This window comes from Rhodoferax sp., assembly GCF_030653815.1.
Lineage (GTDB): Bacteria > Pseudomonadota > Gammaproteobacteria > Burkholderiales > Burkholderiaceae_C > Rhodoferax.
Window position 1 is genome coordinate 1 of the sequence record NZ_JAURYQ010000018.1, and the last position, 24,445, is coordinate 24,445.

Annotated in this window: 17 protein-coding genes, 2 tRNA genes and 1 pseudogene; 18 read left to right on the forward strand and 2 right to left on the reverse strand. The window is 60.2% G+C overall.

The window, feature by feature from the left end; genetic code table 11:
• From tuf to Q7U49_RS06755, 16 genes and pseudogenes are all read left to right on the forward strand, one after another.
• Positions 1 to 181, forward strand: a pseudogene (tuf, locus tag Q7U49_RS06680) (elongation factor Tu); the annotation flags it as partial.
• Positions 182 to 211: 30 nt separating this feature from the next.
• Positions 212 to 287, forward strand: a tRNA-Trp gene (locus Q7U49_RS06685).
• A gap of 110 nt (positions 288 to 397) precedes the next feature.
• A complete protein-coding gene (secE, locus tag Q7U49_RS06690; RefSeq protein WP_304763384.1) occupies positions 398 to 778 on the forward strand; it encodes a preprotein translocase subunit SecE in 381 nt (126 codons plus the stop codon).
• Positions 779 to 780: 2 nt separating this feature from the next.
• Positions 781 to 1,389, forward strand: a complete 609-nt coding sequence (gene nusG, locus Q7U49_RS06695) for a transcription termination/antitermination protein NusG (protein ID WP_304763350.1) — start codon at positions 781 to 783, stop codon at positions 1,387 to 1,389.
• Between the two features lie 226 nt (positions 1,390 to 1,615).
• Positions 1,616 to 2,047 carry a 50S ribosomal protein L11 gene (gene rplK / locus Q7U49_RS06700; protein WP_296163737.1) on the forward strand — a complete coding sequence of 144 codons (432 nt, stop codon included), beginning with the start codon at positions 1,616 to 1,618 and terminating at the stop codon, positions 2,045 to 2,047.
• Positions 2,048 to 2,743, forward strand: coding sequence for a 50S ribosomal protein L1 (gene rplA / locus Q7U49_RS06705; protein WP_304763352.1), 696 nt, complete (start codon positions 2,048 to 2,050; stop codon positions 2,741 to 2,743).
• A 252-nt stretch (positions 2,744 to 2,995) separates the two neighbouring features.
• Positions 2,996 to 3,517: a 50S ribosomal protein L10 gene (gene rplJ, locus Q7U49_RS06710; protein WP_304763353.1), complete on the forward strand. Its 522-nt coding sequence runs from the start codon at positions 2,996 to 2,998 to the stop codon at positions 3,515 to 3,517.
• 42 nt (positions 3,518 to 3,559) lie between these two features.
• Positions 3,560 to 3,934 carry a 50S ribosomal protein L7/L12 gene (rplL, locus tag Q7U49_RS06715; RefSeq protein ID WP_296163731.1) on the forward strand — a complete coding sequence of 125 codons (375 nt, stop codon included), beginning with the start codon at positions 3,560 to 3,562 and terminating at the stop codon, positions 3,932 to 3,934.
• A gap of 239 nt (positions 3,935 to 4,173) precedes the next feature.
• The gene (rpoB, locus tag Q7U49_RS06720; RefSeq protein ID WP_304763356.1) at positions 4,174 to 8,286 is read left to right on the forward strand and encodes a DNA-directed RNA polymerase subunit beta; all 4,113 of its coding nucleotides are present in this window, start codon (positions 4,174 to 4,176) and stop codon (positions 8,284 to 8,286) included.
• An 18-nt stretch (positions 8,287 to 8,304) separates the two neighbouring features.
• Entirely contained in the window at positions 8,305 to 12,525 is a 4,221-nt protein-coding gene (gene rpoC / locus Q7U49_RS06725) for a DNA-directed RNA polymerase subunit beta' (protein ID WP_304763358.1), read from the forward strand.
• 71 nt (positions 12,526 to 12,596) lie between these two features.
• On the forward strand, positions 12,597 to 13,919 hold the full coding sequence (gene rsmB, locus Q7U49_RS06730) for a 16S rRNA (cytosine(967)-C(5))-methyltransferase RsmB (protein ID WP_304763360.1): 1,323 nt from the start codon (positions 12,597 to 12,599) through the stop codon (positions 13,917 to 13,919).
• Positions 13,920 to 13,923: 4 nt separating this feature from the next.
• The gene (locus Q7U49_RS06735) at positions 13,924 to 14,511 is read left to right on the forward strand and encodes a DUF4390 domain-containing protein (RefSeq protein WP_304763361.1); all 588 of its coding nucleotides are present in this window, start codon (positions 13,924 to 13,926) and stop codon (positions 14,509 to 14,511) included.
• The gene (locus tag Q7U49_RS06740) at positions 14,508 to 16,796 is read left to right on the forward strand and encodes an ATP-binding protein (protein ID WP_304763362.1); all 2,289 of its coding nucleotides are present in this window, start codon (positions 14,508 to 14,510) and stop codon (positions 16,794 to 16,796) included. The genes Q7U49_RS06735 and Q7U49_RS06740 overlap by 4 nt, the downstream gene beginning before the upstream one ends.
• A gap of 41 nt (positions 16,797 to 16,837) precedes the next feature.
• Positions 16,838 to 17,518 carry a response regulator gene (locus tag Q7U49_RS06745; protein WP_304763364.1) on the forward strand — a complete coding sequence of 227 codons (681 nt, stop codon included), beginning with the start codon at positions 16,838 to 16,840 and terminating at the stop codon, positions 17,516 to 17,518.
• A gap of 55 nt (positions 17,519 to 17,573) precedes the next feature.
• Positions 17,574 to 17,649 (forward strand) — tRNA-Phe (locus Q7U49_RS06750).
• Between the two features lie 230 nt (positions 17,650 to 17,879).
• A complete protein-coding gene (locus tag Q7U49_RS06755; RefSeq protein ID WP_304763366.1) occupies positions 17,880 to 18,698 on the forward strand; it encodes a hypothetical protein in 819 nt (272 codons plus the stop codon).
• A gap of 200 nt (positions 18,699 to 18,898) precedes the next feature.
• Here Q7U49_RS06755 and tcuB read toward each other — a convergent pair whose 3' ends face one another.
• Both tcuB and Q7U49_RS06765 read right to left on the reverse strand, forming a co-directional pair.
• A complete protein-coding gene (gene tcuB, locus Q7U49_RS06760; protein ID WP_304763368.1) occupies positions 18,899 to 20,071 on the reverse strand; it encodes a tricarballylate utilization 4Fe-4S protein TcuB in 1,173 nt (390 codons plus the stop codon).
• A gap of 114 nt (positions 20,072 to 20,185) precedes the next feature.
• Complete coding sequence (locus Q7U49_RS06765) at positions 20,186 to 22,261, reverse strand: molybdopterin-dependent oxidoreductase (protein ID WP_304763370.1); 2,076 nt, start codon at positions 22,259 to 22,261, stop codon at positions 20,186 to 20,188.
• Positions 22,262 to 22,407: 146 nt separating this feature from the next.
• Here Q7U49_RS06765 and Q7U49_RS06770 point away from each other — a divergent pair, with 146 nt between their 5' ends.
• Positions 22,408 to 23,208 (forward strand): DUF3050 domain-containing protein, encoded by an 801-nt coding sequence (locus tag Q7U49_RS06770; protein ID WP_304763371.1) that lies wholly within the window; start codon positions 22,408 to 22,410, stop codon positions 23,206 to 23,208.
• A 46-nt stretch (positions 23,209 to 23,254) separates the two neighbouring features.
• Complete coding sequence (locus tag Q7U49_RS06775) at positions 23,255 to 24,442, forward strand: M20 aminoacylase family protein (protein WP_304763373.1); 1,188 nt, start codon at positions 23,255 to 23,257, stop codon at positions 24,440 to 24,442.
• Positions 24,443 to 24,445 lie beyond the last annotated feature (3 nt).

The window sequence follows — 24,445 nt, forward strand, 5'->3', positions numbered from 1 at the left end:
CACGGACGTGACCGGTGCGATCGAGTTGCCAGAAGGCAAGGAAATGGTCATGCCCGGTGACAACGTGTCGATCACGGTCAAGCTGATTGCCCCGATCGCCATGGAAGAAGGCCTGCGCTTCGCCATCCGTGAAGGCGGTCGTACCGTCGGCGCCGGTGTGGTGGCCAAGGTGATTGCGTAATCTATCAGATCTGGACGACCCGGATATCAAAGGGGCATAGCTCAATTGGCAGAGCGTCGGTCTCCAAAACCGAAGGTTGTAGGTTCGATTCCTACTGCCCCTGCCACCTGACGATGTTGTTAGGTGGTCAAAAAGCCCGCTACTAACCTGGCGGGCTTATGCGTCTCAAGCTCACTCTATTTCAGCGCTGGTTTAAACAGGCAACATCAACATAACATGGCCACCCCTCAAGTACAAACCGTCAACACTACCGCCGACAAAGCCAAGCTGGCGCTCGCTGCTGCTTTGGTGCTTGCAGGGCTGGTTGCCTATTACGCGCTGGGCAAGCAAGGCCCCTTGTTCCAGTGGTTGGGTTTGCTGGCGCTTCTGGCTTTGGCCGTGGTGGTCTTTCTGCTCTCGGAGACCGGTAAATCGTTGACCGCCTTTGGTCAGGATGCTGTTCGTGAAGTCAAAAAAGTCGTTTGGCCGGCCCGCAAGGAAGCCATTCAGATGACGGTGTATGTGTTTGGCTTTGTGTTGATCATGGCGCTGTTTCTCTGGTTGACTGACAAGACGCTCGAATGGTTCTTCTATGACCTTATTTTGGGGTGGAAATAATAATGACGGATGATGTGAACTCCCCCTTGGACGGATCAGAAGACGCAGTCGCGGCCCCCGTGGCTGCGCCGGTGAATCCTGATCTGCGCTGGTATGTCGTGCATGCCTACTCGGGTATGGAGAAAGCGGTCGAGCGCAACATCCTGGAGCGCATCAACCGTGCCGGCATGCAAAGCAAGTTCGGTCGTATTCTGGTGCCCATGGAAGAAGTGGTCGAGATCAAGAACGGTCAGAAAAAAACCACCGAGCGCAAATTTTTCCCGGGTTATGTGCTGGTTGAGATGGTCATGGACGATGACACCTGGCATTTGGTCAAGCACACCAACAAGGTAACTGGCTTTGTCGGCGGTGGCAAGACACGTCCGTCGCCCATTTCCGAAGCCGAAGTCCAGAAAATTGTGAGCCAGATGCAAGAGGGCACCGAGAAGCCGCGTCACAAGGTTGAATTTGTGGTCGGTGAGTATGTGCGTGTCAAGGAAGGCCCCTTTGCCGATTTCAATGGCTCGGTCGAAGAAGTCAATTACGAGAAGAGCAAGGTCCGCGTGGCGGTCACCATTTTTGGTCGCGCGACACCCGTTGAGCTGGAGTTTTCCCAGGTCGAAAAGGCCTGAGATATCTGAGGATTTGCGGGTCAGACCACTTGCGTAGCAACGTGCTCTGACCTTGGTGAGAATTTGTGGGTCAGACCACTTGCGTAGCAACGTGCTCTGACCCCAACTGATTAAGTTAAGTTCGCACTTTCCGACTCGGTGCGAATGTTTGAAGTGAGTCGTTAATGTCGGGGAGCCCGAACTGCAGTTTGCAGGTGAAGGCGTTAGCACCCGTTAGGAGTTAAACATGGCGAAAAAAATCGTCGGTTTTGTCAAGCTGCAAGTCCCAGCTGGTAAAGCCAACCCATCCCCCCCCATTGGCCCGGCTTTGGGTCAACGTGGTTTGAACATCATGGAATTCTGCAAGGCATTCAATGCCCAGACCCAGGGTGTCGAGCCCGGCCTGCCACTGCCTGTGGTGATCACTGCCTTTGCTGACAAGAGCTTCACTTTTGTCATCAAGTCACCCCCGTCATCGATCCTGATCAAAAAAGCGGTCAAGATCGACAAGGGCTCGGCCAACCCGCTCAAGACCAAGGTCGGCAAGATCACGCGCGCTCAGCTCGAAGAAATCGCCAAGACCAAGATCAAGGACCTGACTGCTGCCGACATGGATGCAGCCGTCCGTACCATCGCCGGCTCAGCCCGCTCGATGGGTATCAACGTGGAAGGTGTTTAAATGGCACGCTTGACTAAAAAACAAAAAGCCCAGCAAGGCAAAGTGGACAGCGGCAAGCTGTACCTCATTGGTGACGCTCTGGGTCTGGTGAAGGAATTCGCCAACGCCAAATTCGATGAATCCATCGACGTGGCGGTGCAGCTCGGCATCGATGCCAAGAAATCCGACCAGGTGGTGCGTGGCGCTGTCGTGTTGCCCAACGGCACCGGCAAGACCAAGCGCGTGGCCGTGTTCGCCCAGGGTGCCAAGGCTGAAGAAGCCAAGGCCGCTGGCGCTGACATCGTCGGTATGGACGACCTGGCTGCCATGGTCAAGGCCGGCGATATGCCCTTTGACGTGGTGATTGCCGCCCCTGACGCGATGCGCGTGGTGGGTACCCTGGGTCAGATCCTCGGCCCACGTGGCCTGATGCCTAACCCCAAGGTTGGCACCGTGACCCCTGACGTGGCCACTGCGGTGCGTAACGCCAAGGCGGGTCAGGTCCAGTTCCGTGTTGACAAGGCCGGTATTGTGCATTCCACCATTGGCCGCCGTTCCTTTGACAGCGACAAGCTGCAAGGTAACCTGGCCGCGTTGGTCGATGCCTTGGTAAAAGCCAAGCCTGCGACCAGCAAGGGTCTGTATTTGCGCAAGGCCGCTATCTCCAGCACCATGGGTGTTGGCGTGCGTGTCGACCTGCAATCGATCAGCGCCTAAGGCGAGAAATTGGGCTGTCCGCAAGGACAGCCTGACGTGGTGGGCTGCAGTGAACTTAGTTGCTGCAGGCCATCCAAGACCGTTGGTGTGCCAAGCCCTTGGGTGAAAGCGCTTAATCCTGAACAGCCAACGCAGATGGCGATCCCGCTGCCAAAGAATTGAAAAGTTCCGAAACAGTTGGTCGCTGCAATATGGTGTGCCCTGATGTGAAGTTACAGACAGCACAAACGGGTACTTTTTAAGGAGTTGACCTTGAGTTTAAATCGCAGTGAGAAAGAAGCGGTCATCAGTGAAGTGACCGGCCTCGCCACTAAAGCTCAAACGCTCGTGATTGCGGAATACCGTGGCATCACGGTCGCCGACATGACCAAACTGCGCACCATCGCGCGCAGCAACGGTGTCAGCCTGAGTGTGTTGAAAAACACCCTGGCCCGCCGTGCTGTCGCTGGTAGTGGTTTTGAAGTCGTGTCTGACCAGATGACCGGCCCGCTGATCTACAGTTTTTCCGAAGATGCTGTCGCTGCTGCACGCGTAGTGGCTGACTTCGCGAAAACCAACGACAAGTTGGTGATTCGCGCAGGTGCATACGGCGGCAAGGCTTTGGATGTGAACGGCGTAAAGCAATTGGCAAGCATTCCTTCCAAGGAAGTGTTGCTGGCACAGTTGCTGGGCTTGATGCAGTCTCCCATTTCGCGCATTGCGCGTGTCATGGCGGCTTTGGCAGAGCAAAAGGGCGGCGGCGCAGAAGCCCCCGCAGAGGCCGTTGCAGCGTAACGCTTGCAATGCACAGAAATTAATCAATTGTTAGGATACAAAATGGCATTCGATAAAGACGCATTTTTGACCGCGCTGGACAGCATGACGGTCATGGAACTCAACGACCTGGTGAAAGCCATCGAAGAGAAGTTTGGTGTCAGCGCTGCAGCCATGTCTGCACCCGCTGCTGGCGGTGGCGCTGCTGCTGCTGTGGCCGAAGAGAAGACCGAATTCAACGTCGTTCTGCTTGACGCAGGCGCACAAAAAGTGTCGGTCATCAAGGCCGTGCGCGAAATCACCGGTCTGGGCCTCAAGGAAGCCAAGGACATGGTTGACGGTGCTCCGAAGAACGTCAAGGAAGGCGTTTCCAAGGCTGATGCTGATGCCGCTCTGAAGAAGCTGCTGGACGCTGGTGCCAAGGCCGAACTCAAATAATTGAGTTTTCCCTGAGGCTGGAGTGCTGTCAAAGGCCTCCAGCCTTTGGTGTTTTTGCAGAACACACTGGAAAGCGGGTAAATCGCCCTTTTTTCAGTGTCTTCTAACCCCGACAGCAGAAGATACCTTGGTTCGGGTTGCATGCAAGGTGCAACCGTCCGCCATTGATTGGTAGTGGCCAATCACCAAGCGTTAACGTCGTTCAGGACCACCCCAGTCCTCATTTGCCCGGAGATTTCATGGCTTATTCATACACCGAACGCAAACGGATACGTAAAAACTTTGGCAGCCGCGACAGCGTGCTGGAGATCCCTTACCTGCTGCAAATGCAGAAAGATGCCTACACCGCCTTCTTGCAGGCCGAAGTACCGCAGAAAAAACGTACCGATGAAGGCCTGCAGGCCGCCTTCAATGCCGCGTTCCCGATCGTGTCCCACAATGGTTTTGTCGAGATGAAGTACCTCGACTACAACCTTGCCAAACCAGCGTTCGATGTGCGTGAATGCCAGACCCGTGGGCTGACTTATTCGTCGGCCGTGCGCGCCCGTGTGCAACTGATCATTTATGACCGTGAGTCCTCCACCTCGCAAAACAAGGTGGTCAAGGAAGTCAAGGAGCAGGAAGTTTACATGGGCGAAGTGCCCCTGATGACCGAAAAAGGTTCGTTCGTCATCAACGGCACTGAGCGGGTCATCGTGTCGCAGCTGCACCGTTCGCCCGGTGTGTTTTTTGAACACGACAAGGGCAAGACCCACAGCTCGGGCAAGCTGCTGTTTTCGGCGCGCATCATCCCCTACCGCGGTTCCTGGCTCGATTTCGAGTTCGACCCCAAGGACATCCTGTATTTCCGCGTTGACCGTCGCCGCAAGATGCCGGTCACGATTTTGCTCAAGGCCATTGGCCTGAACAACGAGTCGATCCTGGCCAACTTCTTTGTCAATGACAATTTCCGCCTGATGGACAGCGGTGCCCAGATGGAATTCGTGGCCGAGCGCCTGCGCGGTGAAGTGGCACGCTTTGACATCACCGACAAGAGCGGCAAGGTTATCGTGGCCAAGGAAAAACGCGTCACCGTGCGCCACACCCGTGAGCTCGAGCAGTCCGAAACCACCCATATTTCGGTGCCGGAAGACTTCCTGATCGGCCGCATTGTGGCCCGCAACGTGGTGGACGCCGAGACCGGCGAAATCATCGCCAAGGCCAACGAAGAGCTGACTGAAGTGCTGCTCAAGAAGCTGCGCACCAGCGGTGTGCAGGATCTGGCCTGCATCTACACCAATGAGCTCGACCAGGGCGCTTACATTTCGCAGACCCTGCGTACCGATGAAACCGCCGACGAGTTTGCCGCCCGTGTCGCCATCTACCGCATGATGCGCCCCGGCGAGCCGCCGACCGAAGACGCGGTGCAAGCCCTGTTCCAGCGCCTGTTCTACAACCCCGACACCTACGATCTGTCGCGCGTCGGCCGCATGAAGTTCAACGCCAAGATGGGCCGCCCGGAGTCCACTGGCCCGATGGTGCTGACCAACGAAGACATCCTGGCCGTGGTCAAGGTGCTGGTGGATCTGCGCAACGGCCACGGCCAGGTTGACGACATCGACCACCTCGGCAACCGCCGTGTGCGTTGCGTCGGCGAACTTGCTGAAAACCAGTACCGCATGGGTCTGGCCCGCATTGAAAAGGCCGTGAAAGAGCGCCTGGGTCAAGCCGAGCAAGAGCCCCTGATGCCGCACGACCTGATCAACAGCAAGCCGATTTCGGCGGCCTTGAAGGAGTTCTTCGGCGCCTCGCAGCTGTCCCAGTTCATGGACCAGACCAACCCGTTGTCCGAGATCACGCACAAGCGCCGTGTCTCGGCGCTTGGCCCGGGCGGATTGACCCGTGAACGCGCCGGCTTCGAGGTGCGTGACGTGCACGTGACCCATTACGGTCGCGTCTGCCCGATCGAAACGCCCGAAGGTCCGAACATCGGCCTGATCAACTCGCTGGCCCTGTACGCCCGCCTCAACGACTACGGCTTCATTGAGACGCCGTACCGTCGTGTGGTCGACGCCAAGGTCACCATGGACATCGACTACCTGTCGGCCATTGAAGAAGGCAAGTACGTGATTGCCCAGGCCAATGCGGTGCTGGACAAGGAAGGCCGCCTGACTGGCGAGCTGATCTCGGCGCGTGAAGCGGGTGAGACCATCATGGTGGCCGCCGACCGCGTGCAGTACATGGACGTGTCGCCGGCGCAGATCGTGTCGGTGGCGGCCTCGCTGGTGCCGTTCCTGGAGCACGACGACGCCAACCGCGCCTTGATGGGCGCCAACATGTCGCGCCAGGCCGTGCCGATTTTGCGCCCTGAAAAGCCGATGGTCGGCACTGGGATCGAGCGCGTCGCCGCCATTGACTCCGGCACCGTGGTGGTGGCCACCCGTGGCGGTGTGGTCGACTATGTCGATGCCACCCGTGTCGTGATTCGCGTCAACGACGCTGAAGCACAGGCCGGTGAAGTCGGTGTGGACATCTACAACCTCATCAAGTACCAGCGTTCCAACCAGAACACCAACATCCACCAGCGTCCGATCGTCAAAAAAGGCGACCAGCTGGCCAAGGGTGATGTGATCGCCGACGGCGCCTCCACCGACCTCGGTGAACTGGCGCTGGGCCAGAACATGCTGATTGGCTTCATGACCTGGAACGGCTACAACTTCGAAGACTCGATTTTGATCAGCGAACGTGTCGTGGCCGAAGACCGCTACACCTCGATCCACATCGAGGAACTCGTGGTCATGGCGCGTGACACCAAGCTGGGTGCTGAGGAAATCACCCGCGACATTCCCAACCTGTCCGAGCAGCAACTCAACCGTCTCGACGAGTCCGGCATCATCTATGTTGGTGCTGAAGTCATGCCGGGCGACACGCTGGTCGGCAAGGTCACACCCAAGGGTGAGACCACGCTGACCCCTGAAGAAAAACTGCTGCGCGCCATTTTTGGCGAAAAAGCCAGCGACGTGAAAGACACCTCGCTGCGCGTTGACCAGGGCTCGCAAGGCACCGTCATCGACGTGCAGGTGTTCACCCGTGAAGGCATCACGCGCGACCGTCGCGCCCAGCAGATCATCGACGACGAGCTCAAGCGCTTCCGCCTGGACTTGAACGACCAGCTGCGCATTGTTGAAGCCGATGCCTTTGCCCGTATCGAGAAACTGCTGGTCGGCAAAGCGGCCAACGGTGGCCCGCAAAAGCTGGCCAAGGGCAGCAAGATCGACGCCGCTTACCTGGCTGCGGTCGAGAAGTTCCACTGGTTTGACATCCGCCCGGCCGACGACGACGTGTCGGCCCAGCTGGAAAGCATCAAGAATTCGCTGGAGCAAACCCGCCACCGCTTCGATCTGGCTTTCGAAGAGAAGCGCAAGAAACTCACGCAGGGCGACGAGTTGCCCGCCGGCGTGCTGAAGATGGTCAAGGTCTATGTGGCTGTCAAGCGCCACCTGCAACCCGGTGACAAGATGGCCGGTCGCCACGGTAACAAGGGTGTGGTGTCCAAGATCGTGCCGGTGGAAGACATGCCGCACATGGCTGACGGTACCCCTTGCGATATCGTGCTGAACCCGCTGGGCGTGCCGTCACGGATGAACGTGGGCCAGGTGCTCGAAGTTCACCTGGGCTGGGCCGGCAAGGGCATTGGCCAACGCATCGGCGACATGCTGCAGAGTGAGAGCCGCGTGGCTGAGCTGCGCGAATTTCTCGGCGAGATCTACAACAGCACGGGCCGCAAGGAAGACCTGGCGCAGCTCGACGATGGTCAGTTGCTGGCCATGGCCGAGAACCTGACCAGCGGCATGCCGTTTGCCACGCCGGTGTTTGACGGTGCCACCGAGGACGAGATCCGCGCCATGCTCAAGCTGGCCTACCCGGATGAGCTGGCCGCGGCCAAGGGCCTGACGCCCACCCGCACGCAGGCTTACCTGTACGACGGCCGCACCGGCGACCGCTTCGAGCGCCCGGTCACGGTCGGCTACATGCACTACCTGAAACTGCACCACCTGGTGGACGACAAGATGCATGCCCGCTCCACCGGCCCGTACAGCCTGGTCACGCAGCAACCGCTGGGCGGCAAGGCGCAGTTCGGGGGTCAGCGTTTTGGTGAGATGGAAGTGTGGGCACTGGAAGCCTACGGTGCCGCCTACACCTTGCAGGAAATGCTCACCGTCAAGTCCGACGACGTGCAGGGCCGGACCAAGGTCTACGAAAGCATCGTCAAGGGCGAACACTCGATCGAAGCCGGCATGCCGGAATCTTTCAACGTGCTGGTCAAGGAAATTCGTTCCCTGGGTCTGGACATTGAGCTCGAACGCTCGTAATTGAGAGGAATTTAAGACATGAAATCATTACTCGACCTGTTCAAGCAATTCACGCCTGACGAGCACTTTGATGCCATCAAAATTGGCATGGCCTCGCCCGAGAAAATCCGTTCCTGGTCTTTTGGCGAAGTCAAAAAGCCGGAAACCATCAACTACCGTACTTTCAAGCCCGAGCGCGATGGTCTTTTTTGCGCCAAGATCTTTGGCCCCATCAAAGACTACGAATGCCTGTGCGGCAAGTACAAGCGGCTCAAGCACCGCGGTGTCATCTGCGAAAAATGCGGCGTTGAAGTCACACAAACCAAGGTGCGTCGTGAGCGCATGGGTCACATCGACCTGGCCGCGCCCTGCGCCCACATCTGGTTCCTGAAGTCCCTGCCCAGCCGCTTGGGCCTGGTGCTGGACATGACGCTGCGCGACATCGAGCGTGTGCTGTACTTTGAAGCTTACGTGGTGACCGATCCCGGCATGACCCCGCTGAAGAAATACAGCATCATGTCGGAAGACGACTTCGACGCCAAGTTCAAGGAATACGGCGACGAATTCCAGGCCAAGATGGGTGCCGAAGGCGTCAAGGATTTGCTGCAAAACCTCGACATCGACTCCTCCATCGAGAAGCTGCGCAACGACCCAAGCGGTTCCGAGCTCAAGATCAAGAAGAACACCAAGCGCCTCAAACTGCTCGAAGCCTTCAAGAAGTCCGGCATCAAGCCCGAGTGGATGGTGCTCGACGTGCTGCCGGTGTTGCCGCCCGACCTGCGCCCGCTCGTGCCGCTGGACGGTGGCCGTTTTGCCACGTCGGATTTGAACGACCTGTACCGCCGCGTCATCAACCGCAACAGCCGCCTGCGCCGTTTGCTGGAACTCAAAGCGCCGGAAATCATTGCCCGCAATGAAAAGCGCATGCTGCAGGAAGCCGTTGACAGCTTGCTCGACAACGGTCGCCGCGGCAAGGCCATGACCGGCGCCAACAAGCGTGCGCTCAACTCGCTGGCCGACATGATCAAGGGCAAGAGTGGTCGTTTCCGTCAGAACTTGCTGGGCAAGCGCGTCGACTACTCCGGCCGTTCGGTCATTGTGGTTGGCCCCACGCTTAAATTGCACCAGTGCGGTCTGCCCAAGCTGATGGCGCTGGAATTGTTCAAGCCCTTCATCTTTGCGCGCCTGGAAGCCATGGGCATTGCCACCACCATCAAGGCGGCCAAGAAGGAAGTCGAAACCGGCACGCCGGTGGTCTGGGACATCCTGGAGGAAGTCATCAAGGAGCACCCGGTCATGCTCAACCGTGCGCCTACGCTGCACCGTTTGGGTATCCAGGCTTTTGAGCCCATTTTGATCGAAGGCAAGGCCATTCAGCTGCACCCGCTGGTGTGCGCCGCGTTCAACGCCGACTTCGACGGTGACCAGATGGCCGTTCACGTGCCGCTGTCCGTCGAAGCCCAGATGGAATGCCGCACCCTGATGCTGGCCTCCAACAACGTGCTGTTCCCGTCCAATGGCGAGCCCTCCATCGTGCCGTCGCAAGACGTGGTGCTGGGCCTGTACTACACCACCCGTGACCGCATCAACAGCAAGGGTGAGGGCCTGGTGTTTGCCGACACCGGTGAGGTGCAGCGCGCCTTTGACGCGGGCGAGGTCGAAATGAGCTCGCGCATCAGCGTGCGCCTGACCGAGTACACCAAGGACAAGGCCACCGGCGAACTCACGCCCAGCACCAGCCTGGTCGAGACCTCGGTCGGTCGTGCCCTGTTGTCGGAAATTTTGCCCAAGGGCCTGCCCTTTGCCTTCATCAACAAGGCCTTGAAGAAAAAGGAAATTTCCCGCCTCATCAATGCCTCGTTCCGCAAGTGCGGTCTGAAGGAAACCGTGGTGTTCGCCGACAAGCTGTTGCAGTACGGCTTCCGTCTCGCTACCCGTGCCGGTATTTCGATCTCGATCGAAGACATGCTGGTGCCCACCGAGAAGCCGGGCATCATTGAGCGTGCCGAGGCCGAGGTCAAGGAAATCGCCACCCAGTACACCTCCGGTCTGGTGACTGCCGGTGAGCGCTACAACAAGGTGGTGGACATCTGGGGCAAAGCCGGCGACGAAGTGTCCAAGGTGATGATGTCCCAACTCTCCAAAGAAACCGTCATTGACCGCCACGGCAACCAGGTGCCGCAAGAGTCGTTCAACTCCATCTACATGATGGCCGACTCCGGCGCCCGCGGTTCTGCCGCCCAGATTCGCCAAGTGGCGGGTATGCGCGGTTTGATGGCCAAGCCTGACGGCTCGATCATCGAGACGCCCATCACCGCCAACTTCCGTGAAGGCCTGAACGTGCTGGAGTACTTCATCTCCACCCACGGTGCGCGTAAGGGTCTGGCCGACACGGCGTTGAAAACCGCCAACTCGGGTTACCTGACGCGTCGTCTGGTCGACGTGACGCAAGACCTGGTCGTCACCGAGCAGGATTGCGGCACCCACGCCGGCTACCTGATGCGCGCCATTGTCGAAGGCGGCGAAACCATTGAATCGCTGCGCGACCGCATTCTGGGCCGTACTGCGGCTGAAGACATCCTGCACCCCGAGAACCAGTCGGTGCTGGCCCCGGCCGGTACCATGCTCGATGAAGACATGATCGACGAGCTGGAAGTGGCTGGCGTCGATGAAGTCAAGGTGCGCACCGCGCTGACCTGCGAGACCCGCTTTGGCATTTGCGCCAAGTGCTACGGCCGCGACCTCGGTCGTGGTGGCTTGGTCAATGGCGGCGAAGCGGTGGGTGTGATTGCCGCCCAGTCGATCGGCGAGCCCGGTACCCAGCTGACCATGCGGACCTTCCACATCGGTGGTGCGGCATCGCGTGCCGCCATTGCCTCCAGCGTCGAAGCCAAGTCCAACGGCAACATCGGCTTCAACACCACGATGCGTTACGTCACCAACGGCAAGGGCGAACTGGTGGTGATTTCGCGCTCCGGCGAGATCGTCATCCATGACGAGCACGGCCGTGAACGCGAGCGCCATAAAGTGCCGTACGGCGCCATCCTCACCGTCAAGCCGGACCAGACCATCAAGGCCGGCACCATTCTGGCCAACTGGGATCCGCTGACGCGACCCATCATCACCGAGTACGCCGGCCAGGCCCGCTTCGAGAACGTCGAAGAAGGTCTGACCGTGGCCAAGCAGGTCGACGAAGTCACCGGCCTGAGCACGCTGGTGGTGATCGACCCGAAACGCCGTGGTTCTGCCAAGGTGGTGCGTCCGCAGGTCAAGCTGATCGATGCCACTGGCAACGAAGTCAAGATCCCGGGCACCGACCATGCTGTGACGATCGGTTTCCCGATTGGCGCGCTGGTGCAGGTGCGTGACGGCCAGGACGTGGGCCCCGGCGAAGTGCTGGCCCGTATCCCGGTGGAAGGTCAGAAGACCCGCGACATTACCGGCGGTTTGCCGCGTGTGGCCGAGTTGTTCGAAGCCCGTTCACCCAAAGACAAGGGCGTTCTGGCCGAGATGACCGGTACCATTTCTTTCGGCAAGGAAACCAAGGGCAAGATTCGCCTGCAGATCACCGACCCCGAAGGCAAAGTCTGGGAAGAGCTGGTGCCTAAGGAAAAGAACATGCTGGTGCACGAAGGCCAGATCGTCAACAAGGGCGAAGTGGTGGTGGACGGCCCGGCCGACCCGCAGGACATCCTGCGCCTGCTGGGTGCCGAAGAGCTGGCGCGCTACATCGTCGACGAAGTGCAGGACGTTTACCGTCTGCAGGGCGTGAAGATCAACGACAAGCACATTGAAGTCATCGTGCGTCAGATGCTGCGCCGTGTGGTGGTCGAGGCTGCGGGTGATTCCAACTACATCAATGGTGAGCAGGTGGAGCGCTCGGAAATGCTCAACACCAACGACGCCTTGCGCGCCGAGGGCAAGATCCCGGCCGCCTTCACCAACCTGCTGCTGGGTATCACCAAGGCATCGCTGTCCACCGACAGCTTCATCAGCGCGGCTTCCTTCCAGGAAACCACCCGCGTGCTGACCGAAGCCGCCATCATGGGCAAGCGCGACGGCCTGCGTGGTCTGAAGGAAAACGTCATTGTGGGTCGTTTGATTCCGGCCGGCACTGGCATGGCGTATCACGAAGCGCGCAAGGTCCGCGAAAACATGGACGACGCCGAGCGTCGTGCCATTGCCGAGACCGAAGCCGCTGAACTGGCCCTGGCCAGCGAGCAGGACCAGGATCAGGACGAAGGTGTTGACGTCAAGTAATTGACCGAGCATCAAGAAGCGCCTCACGCCCTGTTTGACACGGGGTTGAGGCGCTTTTTTTATAACAAATCATGACCATTCCTACCCAGATTCCGCTGTGGCGACAGCTGCAGGCAGTCGCCAAGGTGTTGCAGGCCATCCTGGGCGGGGCTTCCGGCACCGCCGCCATTGGGGCGGTCGATGCGTCGCTGCGCCCGGGCGTGCAGGCGCTCAGCTTCACGGTGCTGCGCACCTTGGGGCAGGCGCAGGCCTTGCGCCGTCTGCTGGCACCCCGCCAACCGGCTCCGCCGCTGGATGCCTTGCTGTGCTGCGCCTTGGCGCTGTTGTCGCAGGGCGAGGACGCGCCCTACGACGCCTTTACCCTGGTCAATCAGACGGTGGAAGCGGCCAAGAAATCGCCCAGACTGAAGGCCCAGGCGGCTTTCGTGAATGCCTGCTTGCGCCGCTTTTTGCGCGAACAACCCGCTTTGCTGGCCCAGGTGGTGCAGGACCCGGTGGCGCGCTGGAACCACCCGGCCTGGTGGCTGGCCCAGATGCAGGCCGAGTGGCCGACGCAATGGCAAGGCATTCTGGCGGCCAATCAGGCCCAGGCACCGATGGTATTGCGCGTCAACACCCGGCGCATCAGTGTGGCCGATTATTTCAAGATGCTCGCGGCGGCCGGCTTGCTGGCCGAGCCGCTTGGACCGGTCGGTGTGGTGCTGCAAGAGGCCACGGCGGTGCAGCACATTCCCGGTTTTGCCGATGGCCTGGTCTCGGTGCAGGACGGCGCGGCACAGTGGGCAGCGCCGTTGCTGCTGGCTGGCTTGCGCGGCTCGGCGCCTTTGCAGGTGCTCGATGCCTGTGCTGCACCGGGCGGCAAGACAGCACACCTGCTGGAGTTTGCCGACGTGTCGGTCACGGCGCTTGATATTGACGCCCAGCGCTGCCAGCGCATTCACGACAACCTGCAGCGTCTGGGCCTGAGCGCGCAGGTACGGGCGGCCGACGCGGCCGATTTGCCGAGCTGGTGGCAGGGTGAAAGTTATGACGCGATTTTGCTTGACGCCCCTTGCTCGGGCTCGGGCGTGGTGCGCCGTCACCCTGACATCCTCTGGCTCAGGCGCCCCACCGACGCAGCCCAACTGGCGCGCCAGCAGGCCAGGCTGCTGGCGGTGCTATGGCCTTTGGTGAAACCCGGAGGGCGTTTGCTGTACTGCACCTGTTCGGTCTTCCAGGCTGAGGGCCAGGGCCAGATCAAGGCGTTTCTTGACAACAACAGCAACGCCGCTTTATTGCCTTCACCCGGGCATTTGTTGCCCGGGCAAGCGGTGCAATGGCCGGGACTCGTTGACAATCCGACACGTGAGCATGATGGTTTTTATTACGCGCTGCTGGAAAAGTTGGCTGCCTAGCTTGATGCTGGGCTGGCTGGCCACGGCTGTGCTGGGGTTCGGCGTGGCGTTGGCGCAAGCACCCACGGGTGGCACGGAGCCGCCGCTGCTGCGTCTTGAGCGCTCGGACGAGGCGCTCTGGCTTTCCACCCAGCTCCAGTTCGACCTGTCGCCCGCCGTGGTGGATGCCCTGCACAAGGGCATTCCGATTTTCTTTGTGGCCGAGGCCGATGTGCTGCGCGAACGCTGGTACTGGACCAATAAAAGAATTGTGTCGTCCAAGCGTCAATTCCGGCTGGCCTACCAACCCCTGACCAATCGCTGGCGGCTCAACATCCTATCCGGCGAGATCGCCGAGCCTGCCTTGGGTTTGGCCCTGAACCAGAATTTTGATTCCTGGACTGAAGCACTGGCCACCGTTCGCCGCATGACGCGCTGGAAAATTGCCGAGGCGGCAGACTTGGCGCCCGGTGCGCGCTACCTGGTGGCGTTTCGCTTTCGGCTGGACCTGGCCCAGCTGCCCCGGCCCCTGCAGATTGGCACGCTGGGTCAAGCGGACTGGTCGGTGGTGCTTGGCAGCGAGCAGTTGCTTGAACCCGAGTCGGGCAAATGAAACCTGCCCTGGCCACTGACAAGCTACCCGCACGTCATTCCCGGTCGGTGCGCTGGTTGCTGGGGTTGGGCGTAGTCGTCCTGGTGGCCATTGGCCTGGTGCTGCTCTTCCTGTTGACCCAGGCCACCACCAACCGCGAGCTCTACGAGCGCAACTATGCGCGTCTGTTTGCCGTCAATGTGGTGGTGGCGGTGCTGTTGCTGGGCGTGATTGGCTGGATTGCGTTGCGCCTGATCCGGCGCCTGGTGCAAAAAAAATTCGGCAGCCGTTTGCTGGTCAAACTGGCCGCCATTTTTGCGTTGGCGGGCTTTGCCCCCGGCATGCTGATCTACGTGGTGTCTTATCAGTTTGTCACGCGTTCCATCGAAAGCTGGTTTGACGTCAAGGTCGAAGGCGCACTGAACGCCGGCCTGAATCTGGGGCGCACCACGCTGGATGCCTTGTCAACCGACCTGGCGGCCAAGGCGCGTACGGGTGCGGCGCAGCTTGCGGACACGCCCGAGTTCAGCGCCGCCTTGCCGCTGGAGCGCGCGCGCGTCGCGGTGGGGGCTGACGATCTGATGCTGTGGGGCGGGTCCGGGCGGCTCATTGCGGCAGCGGGCCAGTCGCGTTACCAGCTCAACCCCGAGCTGCCCACGGCGCAACAGTTCCGGGCCGCACGGGACCAGCGTGTCATCACCTGGATCGAGGGCCTGGACGATGTCGACGCCGTTTCCGAACCCCAGGCCCGGGTCAAGGCGCTGGCGCTCATCAACAGTGATCAACTGGGCATCTTCAACGAACCGCGCTATTTGCTGGCAGTCAAGGCGCTGCCAGACACGCTGGTGGCCAATGCGCTGGCCGTGACGCTGGCCAATCGCGAGTACCAGGAGCGGGCGCTGGCCCGCGACGGCTTGCGCCGCATGTACATTGGCACGCTGACTTTGAGCCTGTTCATGGCGGTTTTTGGCGCGGTGCTGCTGGCAGTGGTGCTGGGCAACCAGTTGGCCCGGCCCCTGCTGCTGCTGGCCGATGGCGTGCGCGAGGTGGCGGCCGGCGACCTCACCCCCAAGACCTATTTGCACGGCAGCGATGAACTCGACGGCCTGACCCGCTCATTCGCCCAGATGACGCAGCAACTCGCCGATGCGCGCCAGGCGGTGCAGTCCAGCATGGCGCAGGTGAGCGCCGCGCACGCCAATTTGCAGACCATTCTGGACAACCTCACGGCGGGTGTCATGGTGCTGGATGCCCAAGGCCTGATTTGTGCGTCCAACCCGGGTGCCACCCGAATCCTGCGTGCGCCACTGGCGGCGCACCAGGGTCAGGCACTGGCCGAGATCGAAGGCCTACAGTCCTTTGGCCAGCAGGTGCAGGAACAATTTGACAACTTCTTCAGCGCCCACAGCGAACGCACGCTGGACCATTGGCAACAGTCCTTTGAGCTCGGTGGCATCGGCCGTGCCCAGAGCGGGCGCCCGGCCCATGACGTGATCACTTTGGTGACGCGTGGTGCCGCCTTGCCGGGCGAGCAACGCTTGCTGGTGTTCGACGACATTTCTGAAATTGTGTCGGCGCAAAGGGCTCAGGCCTGGGGTGAAGTGGCGCGGCGCCTGGCGCATGAGATCAAGAACCCGCTGACCCCGATCCAGCTGTCAGCCGAGCGGCTGGAGATGAAGCTCACCGGCAAGCTGGGTGTGCCCGAGCAAGCCATGCTGACCAAATCGGTCAAAACCATCGTCGACCAGGTCGATGCCATGAAGCGCCTGGTCAATGAATTCCGTGACTACGCCCGCCTGCCGGCAGCTGAACTCCGGCCGCTCAATCTCAATGCCTTGGTGGCGGACGTGTTGCACCTGTATGCCGACGACCTCGGGCAGGTGCCCGTCAAGACCGAGCTGGATCCCGCTTGCCCCAACATCCTGGGCGACACCCAACAACTGCGCCAGGTGCTGCACAACCTGCTGCAAAACGCCCAGGACGCCACCGTGAGCGCGGGCCGGGTCGATGCCGATCATGCCGTGCTGGTGAAGACACAGTGGCTAGCCAGTGCGCGCCGGGTACGCTTGGTGGTGGTGGACTGCGGTACCGGGTTCCCGGACCACATTCTGAAGCGGGCCTTCGAGCCCTATGTGACCACCAAGGACAAAGGCACCGGACTGGGTCTGGCGGTGGTCAAGAAAATCGCCGACGAGCATGCCAGTCGGGTGTCGATTGCGAACCGCCTGCACAACGACGAAGTTCTCGGGGCGCAAGTATCGTTATCATTCGCAGTTGAGCCAGCGTCAGGACCTCCGATCATTTGACGTGATATTGCGCATACCAATCTCAAGGGAATTACAAGTACATGGCTAACATTTTGGTAGTGGACGACGAACTGGGTATTCGCGATCTCTTGTGTGAGATTCTCAATGACGAAGGGCACACCGTCGAGTTGGCAGAAAACGCCGCCCAGGCGCGTGCCGCCCGCCTGCGTGAGGCGCCCGACCTGGTGCTGCTCGACATCTGGATGCCCGACACCGATGGCGTCACCCTGCTGAAGGAATGGTCCACCTCCGGTGCCCTGACCATGCCCGTCATCATGATGAGCGGCCACGCCACCATCGACACGGCGGTGGAAGCCACGCGCATCGGCGCGCTGGCGTTTCTGGAAAAGCCGATCACACTGCAAAAGCTGCTCAAGGCGGTCGAACAGGGTCTGACCCGCGGCGCCCTGCGCAAGCTCACCCAGTCCATGCCGTCCTTGTCGTCCCTGGGTGGGAAGGCAGGCACGGTGGTGCTGGCCGACATGCCCATCAGCGCCGTTGAACCGGCGCCAGAAGCCGGACCCCAAGTCACGCAAAACTTCATGCTTGACAAGCCGCTGCGCGAAGGCCGCGATGAGTACGAAAAAGCCTACTTCGAGTTCCACCTGGCCAAGGAAAATGGCTCCATGACCCGTGTCGCTGAAAAGACCGGCCTGGAGCGCACCCACCTGTATCGCAAGCTCAAGCAACTGGGTGTTGACCTGACGCGCAAACGCATCTGAAAAATCAGGCTTGCGTCTCAAAATGGCCCATTGCGCTGCTAGAATATGCCGCTTAGGCCTGGTAGCTCAGTCGGTAGAGCAGAGGATTGAAAATCCTTGTGTCGGTGGTTCGATTCCGCCCCGGGCCACCAATAACGATGCGCCCCAGCGCCCTTTTAGGGTCCTGGGGCGTTTCTACAAATGACACGCCTTTTCTGCAAAGTCTTACTTGTCAGTCGGAAAACTCCTCGTACAGCAAGGTGACCTCTTTCGGCGCGTCGCCTCCGTACAAATTTCGAAGCACGACGGATCAATCATCCTTTCTCTGCTCCGTACAGGTGAAAACACCTCCGGTTGGTGCTTAAGTCAAGGCGCATCCCTCATGGAGCCAGTGAGCTATGAGGAGGCAAAACCTAAAACAAAGCGAATTTCAATTCACACAAGTGGGGTTGTGAACGTTCATGACACTGCATCCCCAACGCGGATATTTATTCCGTGCCTGTTGGATTTAAATGCCCCGATATTGGTTGTTGGTTATGTGGTTCCCAAAATCGATGCTTTGGACATTACAGAAGTCGGCAAAGGGGATCACGTAATTGTCTTCCCAGACGAAAATTCCGGACCAGTGGCATTCGAATTTCATGCAGTTCCAGCAACAGCCCCAACTTTGCCAGGTGAGCATTGGCGCCTCATTGTCGAGGGTCGATATGGAGTAGTTTGCACACTAGTCGATCCGGCGACGGTTGCGCGACCTCATGGAACACCTGCGAATGCGTTTTCTACTTATCAACTGGGCTCGGTGCTCGCCGTGCCAGCCATTCAAGAAGAACAGGCATTTATTCGTTTTCAGCAACTGATGCATGCCAATCAAGTTCTTCAGGCTTTGAAACACTCTGCAGTCTCTGAAGACTTACATTCGCAAATTGTGCAACGATCAATTGAACAAGGCCGAGGAATACAAGGGCCAAATGCTGAAGGAGTTTGGGAGATTGTGTGCAACGTTCCGATGCGGATTAGACCTAACCTAATAGTGAATTTTGCAGACCCAGAACGATACATCGCTGCCATGATTGATTTGCGCAAAGGTGACAATCGGCTGAACAAGGTACGAGTTCGCTTTACCGTCTACGATCAAAAAATGAAGCGGTTTATGAAGACGCCAGTTGAAATAGTCAGCGTTTTTCTTGATGCAGAACTCTAGGGGTGATCAGCGTAAAGGTTTCACCCGCTCCCCCACGCGTGCCTTGACGTAATGCTCTGTCATATCGCGGTTTTTGTGCCCCAGCAGCGTTTGCGAGTGCGCCAGGTCGCCGGTATCGGTCGCAGCCTTGACCCGAATATCCCTGAATTGAAAATCCACCTTCGCCAGCGTGCGTGCTTTGTCGAAGCGTGAGGGATGGGTCAGTCATTACCCAGCACCAGGGAACTGGGCTGGCGCTTTTCTACCGCGTAACGCAACAGTGAAGCGGTGCGGTAAACACCGTGTGCAAATTTGCCATACGGCAAGGTGGCAAAAAAGGCCATCACCCCCCCCAGATGCAGTGCCAGCAGCAGCGCCAACGCGGGTGTGGCACGCGCCAGCCATAGCAGCAAACCGGTGGCGCTGGTTAAAAATAGCAGCGCGATAAAGCCGTAGTCCATCGGTGTTTGGGTCACATCACCGTGCTGGGGAGGGCGTTGCAGCTTAAGTCTGAACAGGCCAGCCGTGCCCAGCAGCAAACTGATACCCCCGACAACGCCCAGCAATTTGGGAAGACTCGGCAAGTCATATGGCGCGTGCCAGCCAAAGGCGTAGTGATAAACCGTTGCCAAGCCTGTCGCCGCAAAACACAGAATGAGTCCGTAAAAGGTCAGGTGGTGGGCCCGGCGGCGCGACAGCGTGTACGCATCGTCATCGTTGTGACACCCTTCGCCATGGCCGCCGTCCAGGTATTTGAGTTTGAGCACATCGTGTGTGGCTTGCAGGGCATCGCCGCCAGTGATGGCTTGCCCCGTGGTTGCTGGCGATACATCGTGCAGGAAGCGCGCGACACCGATCCCCAGGGCCAATACCGCCCACAAAAAGACCGGCGCAAACATCAGTACCAGCAGCTTGTGTGGGAACAAGCTGTAAAAATTGCCCTGCAGTGGCCCACCCCACAGGCTGCCGTTCAAAGCCAGTGCCAACACCAGAAACAGGGCCAGACCACCAGCCAGCGCGAGTGATACGGCCAGGCCGTTGCGCTTGTAAAGCTGCCCCAGTGACGCAGGCCAGGCGTAGGCTACGTAGGTTTCGCCACGCACCTGCGCCATGGCTTGCGTCACATTCACCGGAGATTCATGCGGTGGCGCGTACTCGCAGACGTGCAGACAGGCGCCACAGTTATGGCATAGGTTGGCCATATAGTGAATGTCGGCAGGGCTGAATGCCAGCCGCCGGGTCATGGCCGGGAATACCGCGCAAAACCCCTCGCAGTAGCGGCAGGCGTTGCAGATTTGCATCTGCCGTGCTACCTCGGTCACGGCGTGTGACGCTGTGCCTTGGCCCGCAGCCACTTGCCGGGCATCGTCTATCAGGCTGTCAAGCGCTTGCATGGATCTCATCTTGTAATGGGTTGGTGAAATACCGATGCCAGCGTAGCACGGGTCAACCCGGCGGTCTTTGTGCTTGATCAGTTTATGTGTGTTTCAAGCTGCTTCGCGGGCACTTCAATCCACGACCAGAGCGACTTCCACCAGGCAGTCATAAAACGTGGGGCCGTGGCCCAGGTCGGTCAAATTCTGGCTGGTGAGCTGGTTCACATTGGTGCCATTCAGGCCCAGTTTGCGCCACCAGACGCCCAACCCGTTGACCACGCCCGGACGCGCGCGGTCGCTTAACTCGACGCGGCATCGGTAGTCGCCCCGGCTGTTGAAGACGCGCACCACATCGCCGCTGGTCAGGCCGCGCGCAGCAGCATCGTCCGGGTGCATTTCCAGCAGCGGTTCGCCTTCGCTGTCCTGCAGACTTTTGACGTTGACAAAGCTGGAATTCAAAAAGTTGCGCGCCGGCGGCGAGATCATGGCCAGCGGGTAGGCGCTGGCGCTGTGTGCCACCTCATGGTTGGGCACATGGTCGGGCAGGCCATCCAGGCCCTGCGCCGCCAGCCGTTCACTGAAAAATTCACACTTGCCGGAAGGTGTGGGAAAGTTGCCCAGCGCAAACGGCGCGTCCAGCATGGGCAGGGTCACAAAGCCGTGCTGGAGCAGGGCGTCAAAGTCGACCGCATCGCCATAGGCCTGCCGGCACAGCGCCTCGTCACTGCCGGCAAAGCACGGGTCGGTCAAGCCCATGCGCGCGGCCAGTTCCCGAAAAATCCAGGTATTGGGTTTGGCTTCGCCCAGCGGCGTAATCGCCGGCCGATTCAGCAGCGCATCGGTATGGCCGTAAGCGCTGTGCACATCCCAATGCTCCAACTGGGTGGTGGCGGGCAGCAGGTAGTCGGCGTAGTCGGCGGTGTCGGTCTGGAAATGCTCCAGCACCACCGTGAAGAGGTCATCGCGCGCAAAGCCTTGTGCCACCTTGGCGGATTCGGGCGCTACCGCCACCGGGTTGCTGTTGTAGACCACCAGGGCCTCGATGGCCGGGCCAAATTCCGGACCGCCCGCGCGCAGCAGGTCGTCGCCGATGGTAACCATATTGATGCTGCGTGGCGTGCGCCCAGCCAGCAAGTCAGGGCGTTGCAGTGCGGCGCGTTGCACCGGAAACGCCCCCGAGTTCGACAGCAGCACGCCACCGGCGCGGTGGCGCCAGGCGCCAATCAGGGCGGGCAGGCAGGCGATCAGGCGCACCGCGTTGCCGCCACCGTGCACCCGCTGCAGGCCGTAGTTCATGCGGATGGCGGCGGGTTGGCCGTTGTGGGCGCAGGCGCCGTAGTCGTGGGCCAGGGCGCGAATCTGCTCCGGCGCAATGCCGCACACCGCCGCCGCACGTTCCGGGGGCCACTGCAGGGCGCGCGCTTGCAAGGCGTCCCAGCCCACGGTGTAGCTATCCAGGTAGTCATGGTCGAGCCAGTCGTGCTGGATCAGCTCGTGCATCAGGCCCAAGGCCAGGGCGCCATCGGTGCCCGGCAGCAGGGCGATGTGCTCATGGCATTTCTCTGCGGTCTCACTCTTGCGCGGGTCGATGCAAATGAGTTTGGCGCCGTCGCGTTTGGCCTGAGCCGCATAGCGCCAGAAGTGCAGGTTGCTGCTGACCGAGTTGCTGCCCCAGATCAGAATCAGTTTCGACTCGGCAAAAAACTCCACCCGCATACCGACCTTGCCGCCCAGCGTCTGCACCAGCCCTTCGCCCCCCGCAGCGGCACAAATGGTGCGCTCCAGCTGGGAGGTGCCTAATTTGTTAAAAAAACGCGCCGCAATGCTCTCGCCCTGCACCAGACCCATGGTGCCGGCATAACTGTAGGGCAGGATGGCTTGCGGGTCGCGCGCGGCTATTGAAGACAGGCGCGCGGCGATGTCGCTCAAGGCAGCGTCCCAGCTCACGGGCTTAAACTGGCCGCTGCCCTTGGGGCCGACACGCTTCAGGGGATGCAGCAGGCGCTCGGGGTGGTAGGTGCGCTCGGGGTAGCGCGACACCTTGGTGCACAGGCTGCCGGCCGTGTGCGGGTGCGCCGGGTTGCCCTGCACCTTGACGGCCACACCGTCCTGCACCGTGGTCAGCAGCGAACAGGTGTCGGGGCAGTCGTGCGGACAGGCGCCCAGAATCTGGGAAAGCGCCAGGGGGTGCGAAGAAGGCTGGTTCATGAACGAGCAGTCAAATAAAACAGTATAGGCGGGCAAAACGCTGTGCGTTACCGGGCTGCAGAGGCACCAACCGAGCGTAGGGATAGCGGATGGTGGGACAATTCTTAATCCAATCATTTCAGTCCTGAATATCCCCAATGCCGCCCATGAATCTGACTGACGCCTCCCTTTTACCGGAACTCCGCTCGCGCCTTGATCAGCATCCGCTGTATGCATCGGTGCGCACCATGAAAGACCTGCGTTGCTTCATGGAGCATCATGTGTATGCCGTGTGGGACTTCATGTCGCTGGTCAAATTTTTGCAAGGCGCGGTGGCGCCGGTGTCCGTGCCATGGCTGCCCACCGGAAATGCGCGTTCCACCCTGGTGCAGCGGTTTATCAATGAAATCGTGCTGGGTGAGGAAACCGATGAGGGTTTCCCTGATGCCAACGGGCATCCTGCGTTCATCAGCCATTTCGACCTTTACCTCGGGGCGATGGAAGAGGTGGGTGCCGACACCCGACCGGTGCATGCCTTTTTGAAGGTCGTCAGAAAAAAAGGCCTCGCAGCAGCGCTTTTGAAGTGCGACATTCCGGAGCCGTCACGCCGCTTCATGGCGACAACCTTCGGTCTTCTTGACACCCAGAAACCGCATCTGGTCGGCGCGGCCTTTGCCATGGGGCGCGAACAGGTCATCCCCGGCATGTTCAGGGCGTTGCTGGCAGACATGGGCATCAGCAAAAAAAGCGCGCCACTGTTTCACTACTACCTTGAACGTCACATCCACCTTGACGATGAGTTGCATGGCCCGCTCGCGCTTCAAATGTTGGCGCAGCTCTGCGGCGACAGCGCCGGAAAAAAGAAGGCGGCAGACAAGGCTGCCCGGCAGGCGATTGAGGCGCGAATCAAGTTTTGGGATGGTGTGCGCGGCAGCCTGCCGTCAGGCTCGAAAAAGCGCAAGCCTTAGCCAGGGCGCCAACACAGTTTATTCATCAGTCTGAAAGTGAGCAATCATGAAAATCATTGATGCCATCCTCACCCAGGCGCCCGGTCTGGCCGCTCTTCGCCGCGACCTGCACGCCCACCCTGAGCTGTGCTTCAACGAGTTCCGCACCGCCGATGTGGTGGCCGCCAAGCTAACCGATTGGGGTATTCCGGTGCACCGTGGGCTGGGCACCACCGGTGTGGTCGGCATCGTCAAAAACGGTACCTCCAGCCGGGCCATTGGTTTGCGTGCCGACATGGACGCGCTGCCCATGCAGGAGGCCAACACCTTCGCCCACGCCAGCACCCAGCCTGGCAAGATGCACGCCTGCGGTCACGACGGTCATACCGCCATGTTGCTGGCCGCAGCCCAGTACTTCGCCAAGCACCGCAACTTTGACGGCACGGTTTACCTGATCTTTCAGCCCGCCGAAGAAGGCGGTGGCGGTGCCCGCGAGATGATCAAGGACGGTCTGTTCGACAAGTTCCCGATGGACGCGGTGTTCGGCATGCACAACTGGCCGGGCTTGCAGTTTGGCCAGTTTGCCGCCAGCGCGGGTCCGGTGATGGCGTCCAGCAACGAGTTCAAGATCACGATTCACGGCAAGGGCGGTCACGCCGCCATGCCGCACAACGCGCTCGACCCGGTGCCGGTGGCCTGCCAGCTGGTGCAGTCGTTCCAGACCATCATCAGCCGCAACCTCAAGCCCATTGAGGCGGGCGTGATCTCGGTCACCAGGATCCACGCCGGCGAAGCCACCAACGTGATTCCCAATCGCTGCGAGCTGCAAGGCACGGTGCGCACCTTTTCTCTGGCGGTGCTGGACCAGATCGAGCAGCGCATGCGCACGATGACCGAGCACGTCTGTGCCGCCTCAGGCTTGCATGCTGACTTTGAGTTCAAGCGCAACTACCCGCCCACCATCAACAGCGCCGCCGAGGCCGACTTTGCGCGCCAGGTGATGGCCGAGATTGTGGGCGCGGACCAGGTGCTGGTGCAGGAGCCGACCATGGGTGCCGAAGACTTTTCCTTCATGCTGCAGGCCAAGCCGGGTTGTTATGCCTTCATTGCCAATGGCGACGGCGACCACCGCGCCCTCGGTCATGGTGGCGGGCCGTTCATGCTGCACAACCCCAGCTACGACTTCAACGATGACCTGCTGCCGATCGGCGCGACTTACTGGGTGCGGCTGGCCGAGGCCTGGCTGAAGGGGTGAGCG

Bases quoted from the DNA above. Each gene is read 5' to 3' on its own strand.
- secE (WP_304763384.1), top strand. From the start codon at position 398: ATGGCCACCCCTCAAGTACAAACCGTCAACACTACCGCCGACAAAGCC.
- nusG (WP_304763350.1), top strand. From the start codon at position 781: ATGACGGATGATGTGAACTCCCCCTTGGACGGATCAGAAGACGCAGTC.
- rplK (WP_296163737.1), top strand. From the start codon at position 1,616: ATGGCGAAAAAAATCGTCGGTTTTGTCAAGCTGCAAGTCCCAGCTGGT.
- rplA (WP_304763352.1), top strand. From the start codon at position 2,048: ATGGCACGCTTGACTAAAAAACAAAAAGCCCAGCAAGGCAAAGTGGAC.
- rplL (WP_296163731.1), top strand. From the start codon at position 3,560: ATGGCATTCGATAAAGACGCATTTTTGACCGCGCTGGACAGCATGACG.
- rpoB (WP_304763356.1), top strand. From the start codon at position 4,174: ATGGCTTATTCATACACCGAACGCAAACGGATACGTAAAAACTTTGGC.
- rpoC (WP_304763358.1), top strand. From the start codon at position 8,305: ATGAAATCATTACTCGACCTGTTCAAGCAATTCACGCCTGACGAGCAC.
- rsmB (WP_304763360.1), top strand. From the start codon at position 12,597: ATGACCATTCCTACCCAGATTCCGCTGTGGCGACAGCTGCAGGCAGTC.
- Q7U49_RS06735 (WP_304763361.1), top strand. From the start codon at position 13,924: ATGCTGGGCTGGCTGGCCACGGCTGTGCTGGGGTTCGGCGTGGCGTTG.
- Q7U49_RS06740 (WP_304763362.1), top strand. From the start codon at position 14,508: ATGAAACCTGCCCTGGCCACTGACAAGCTACCCGCACGTCATTCCCGG.
- Q7U49_RS06745 (WP_304763364.1), top strand. From the start codon at position 16,838: ATGGCTAACATTTTGGTAGTGGACGACGAACTGGGTATTCGCGATCTC.
- Q7U49_RS06755 (WP_304763366.1), top strand. From the start codon at position 17,880: ATGGAGCCAGTGAGCTATGAGGAGGCAAAACCTAAAACAAAGCGAATT.
- tcuB (WP_304763368.1), bottom strand. From the start codon at position 20,071: ATGCAAGCGCTTGACAGCCTGATAGACGATGCCCGGCAAGTGGCTGCG.
- Q7U49_RS06765 (WP_304763370.1), bottom strand. From the start codon at position 22,261: ATGAACCAGCCTTCTTCGCACCCCCTGGCGCTTTCCCAGATTCTGGGC.
- Q7U49_RS06770 (WP_304763371.1), top strand. From the start codon at position 22,408: ATGAATCTGACTGACGCCTCCCTTTTACCGGAACTCCGCTCGCGCCTT.
- Q7U49_RS06775 (WP_304763373.1), top strand. From the start codon at position 23,255: ATGAAAATCATTGATGCCATCCTCACCCAGGCGCCCGGTCTGGCCGCT.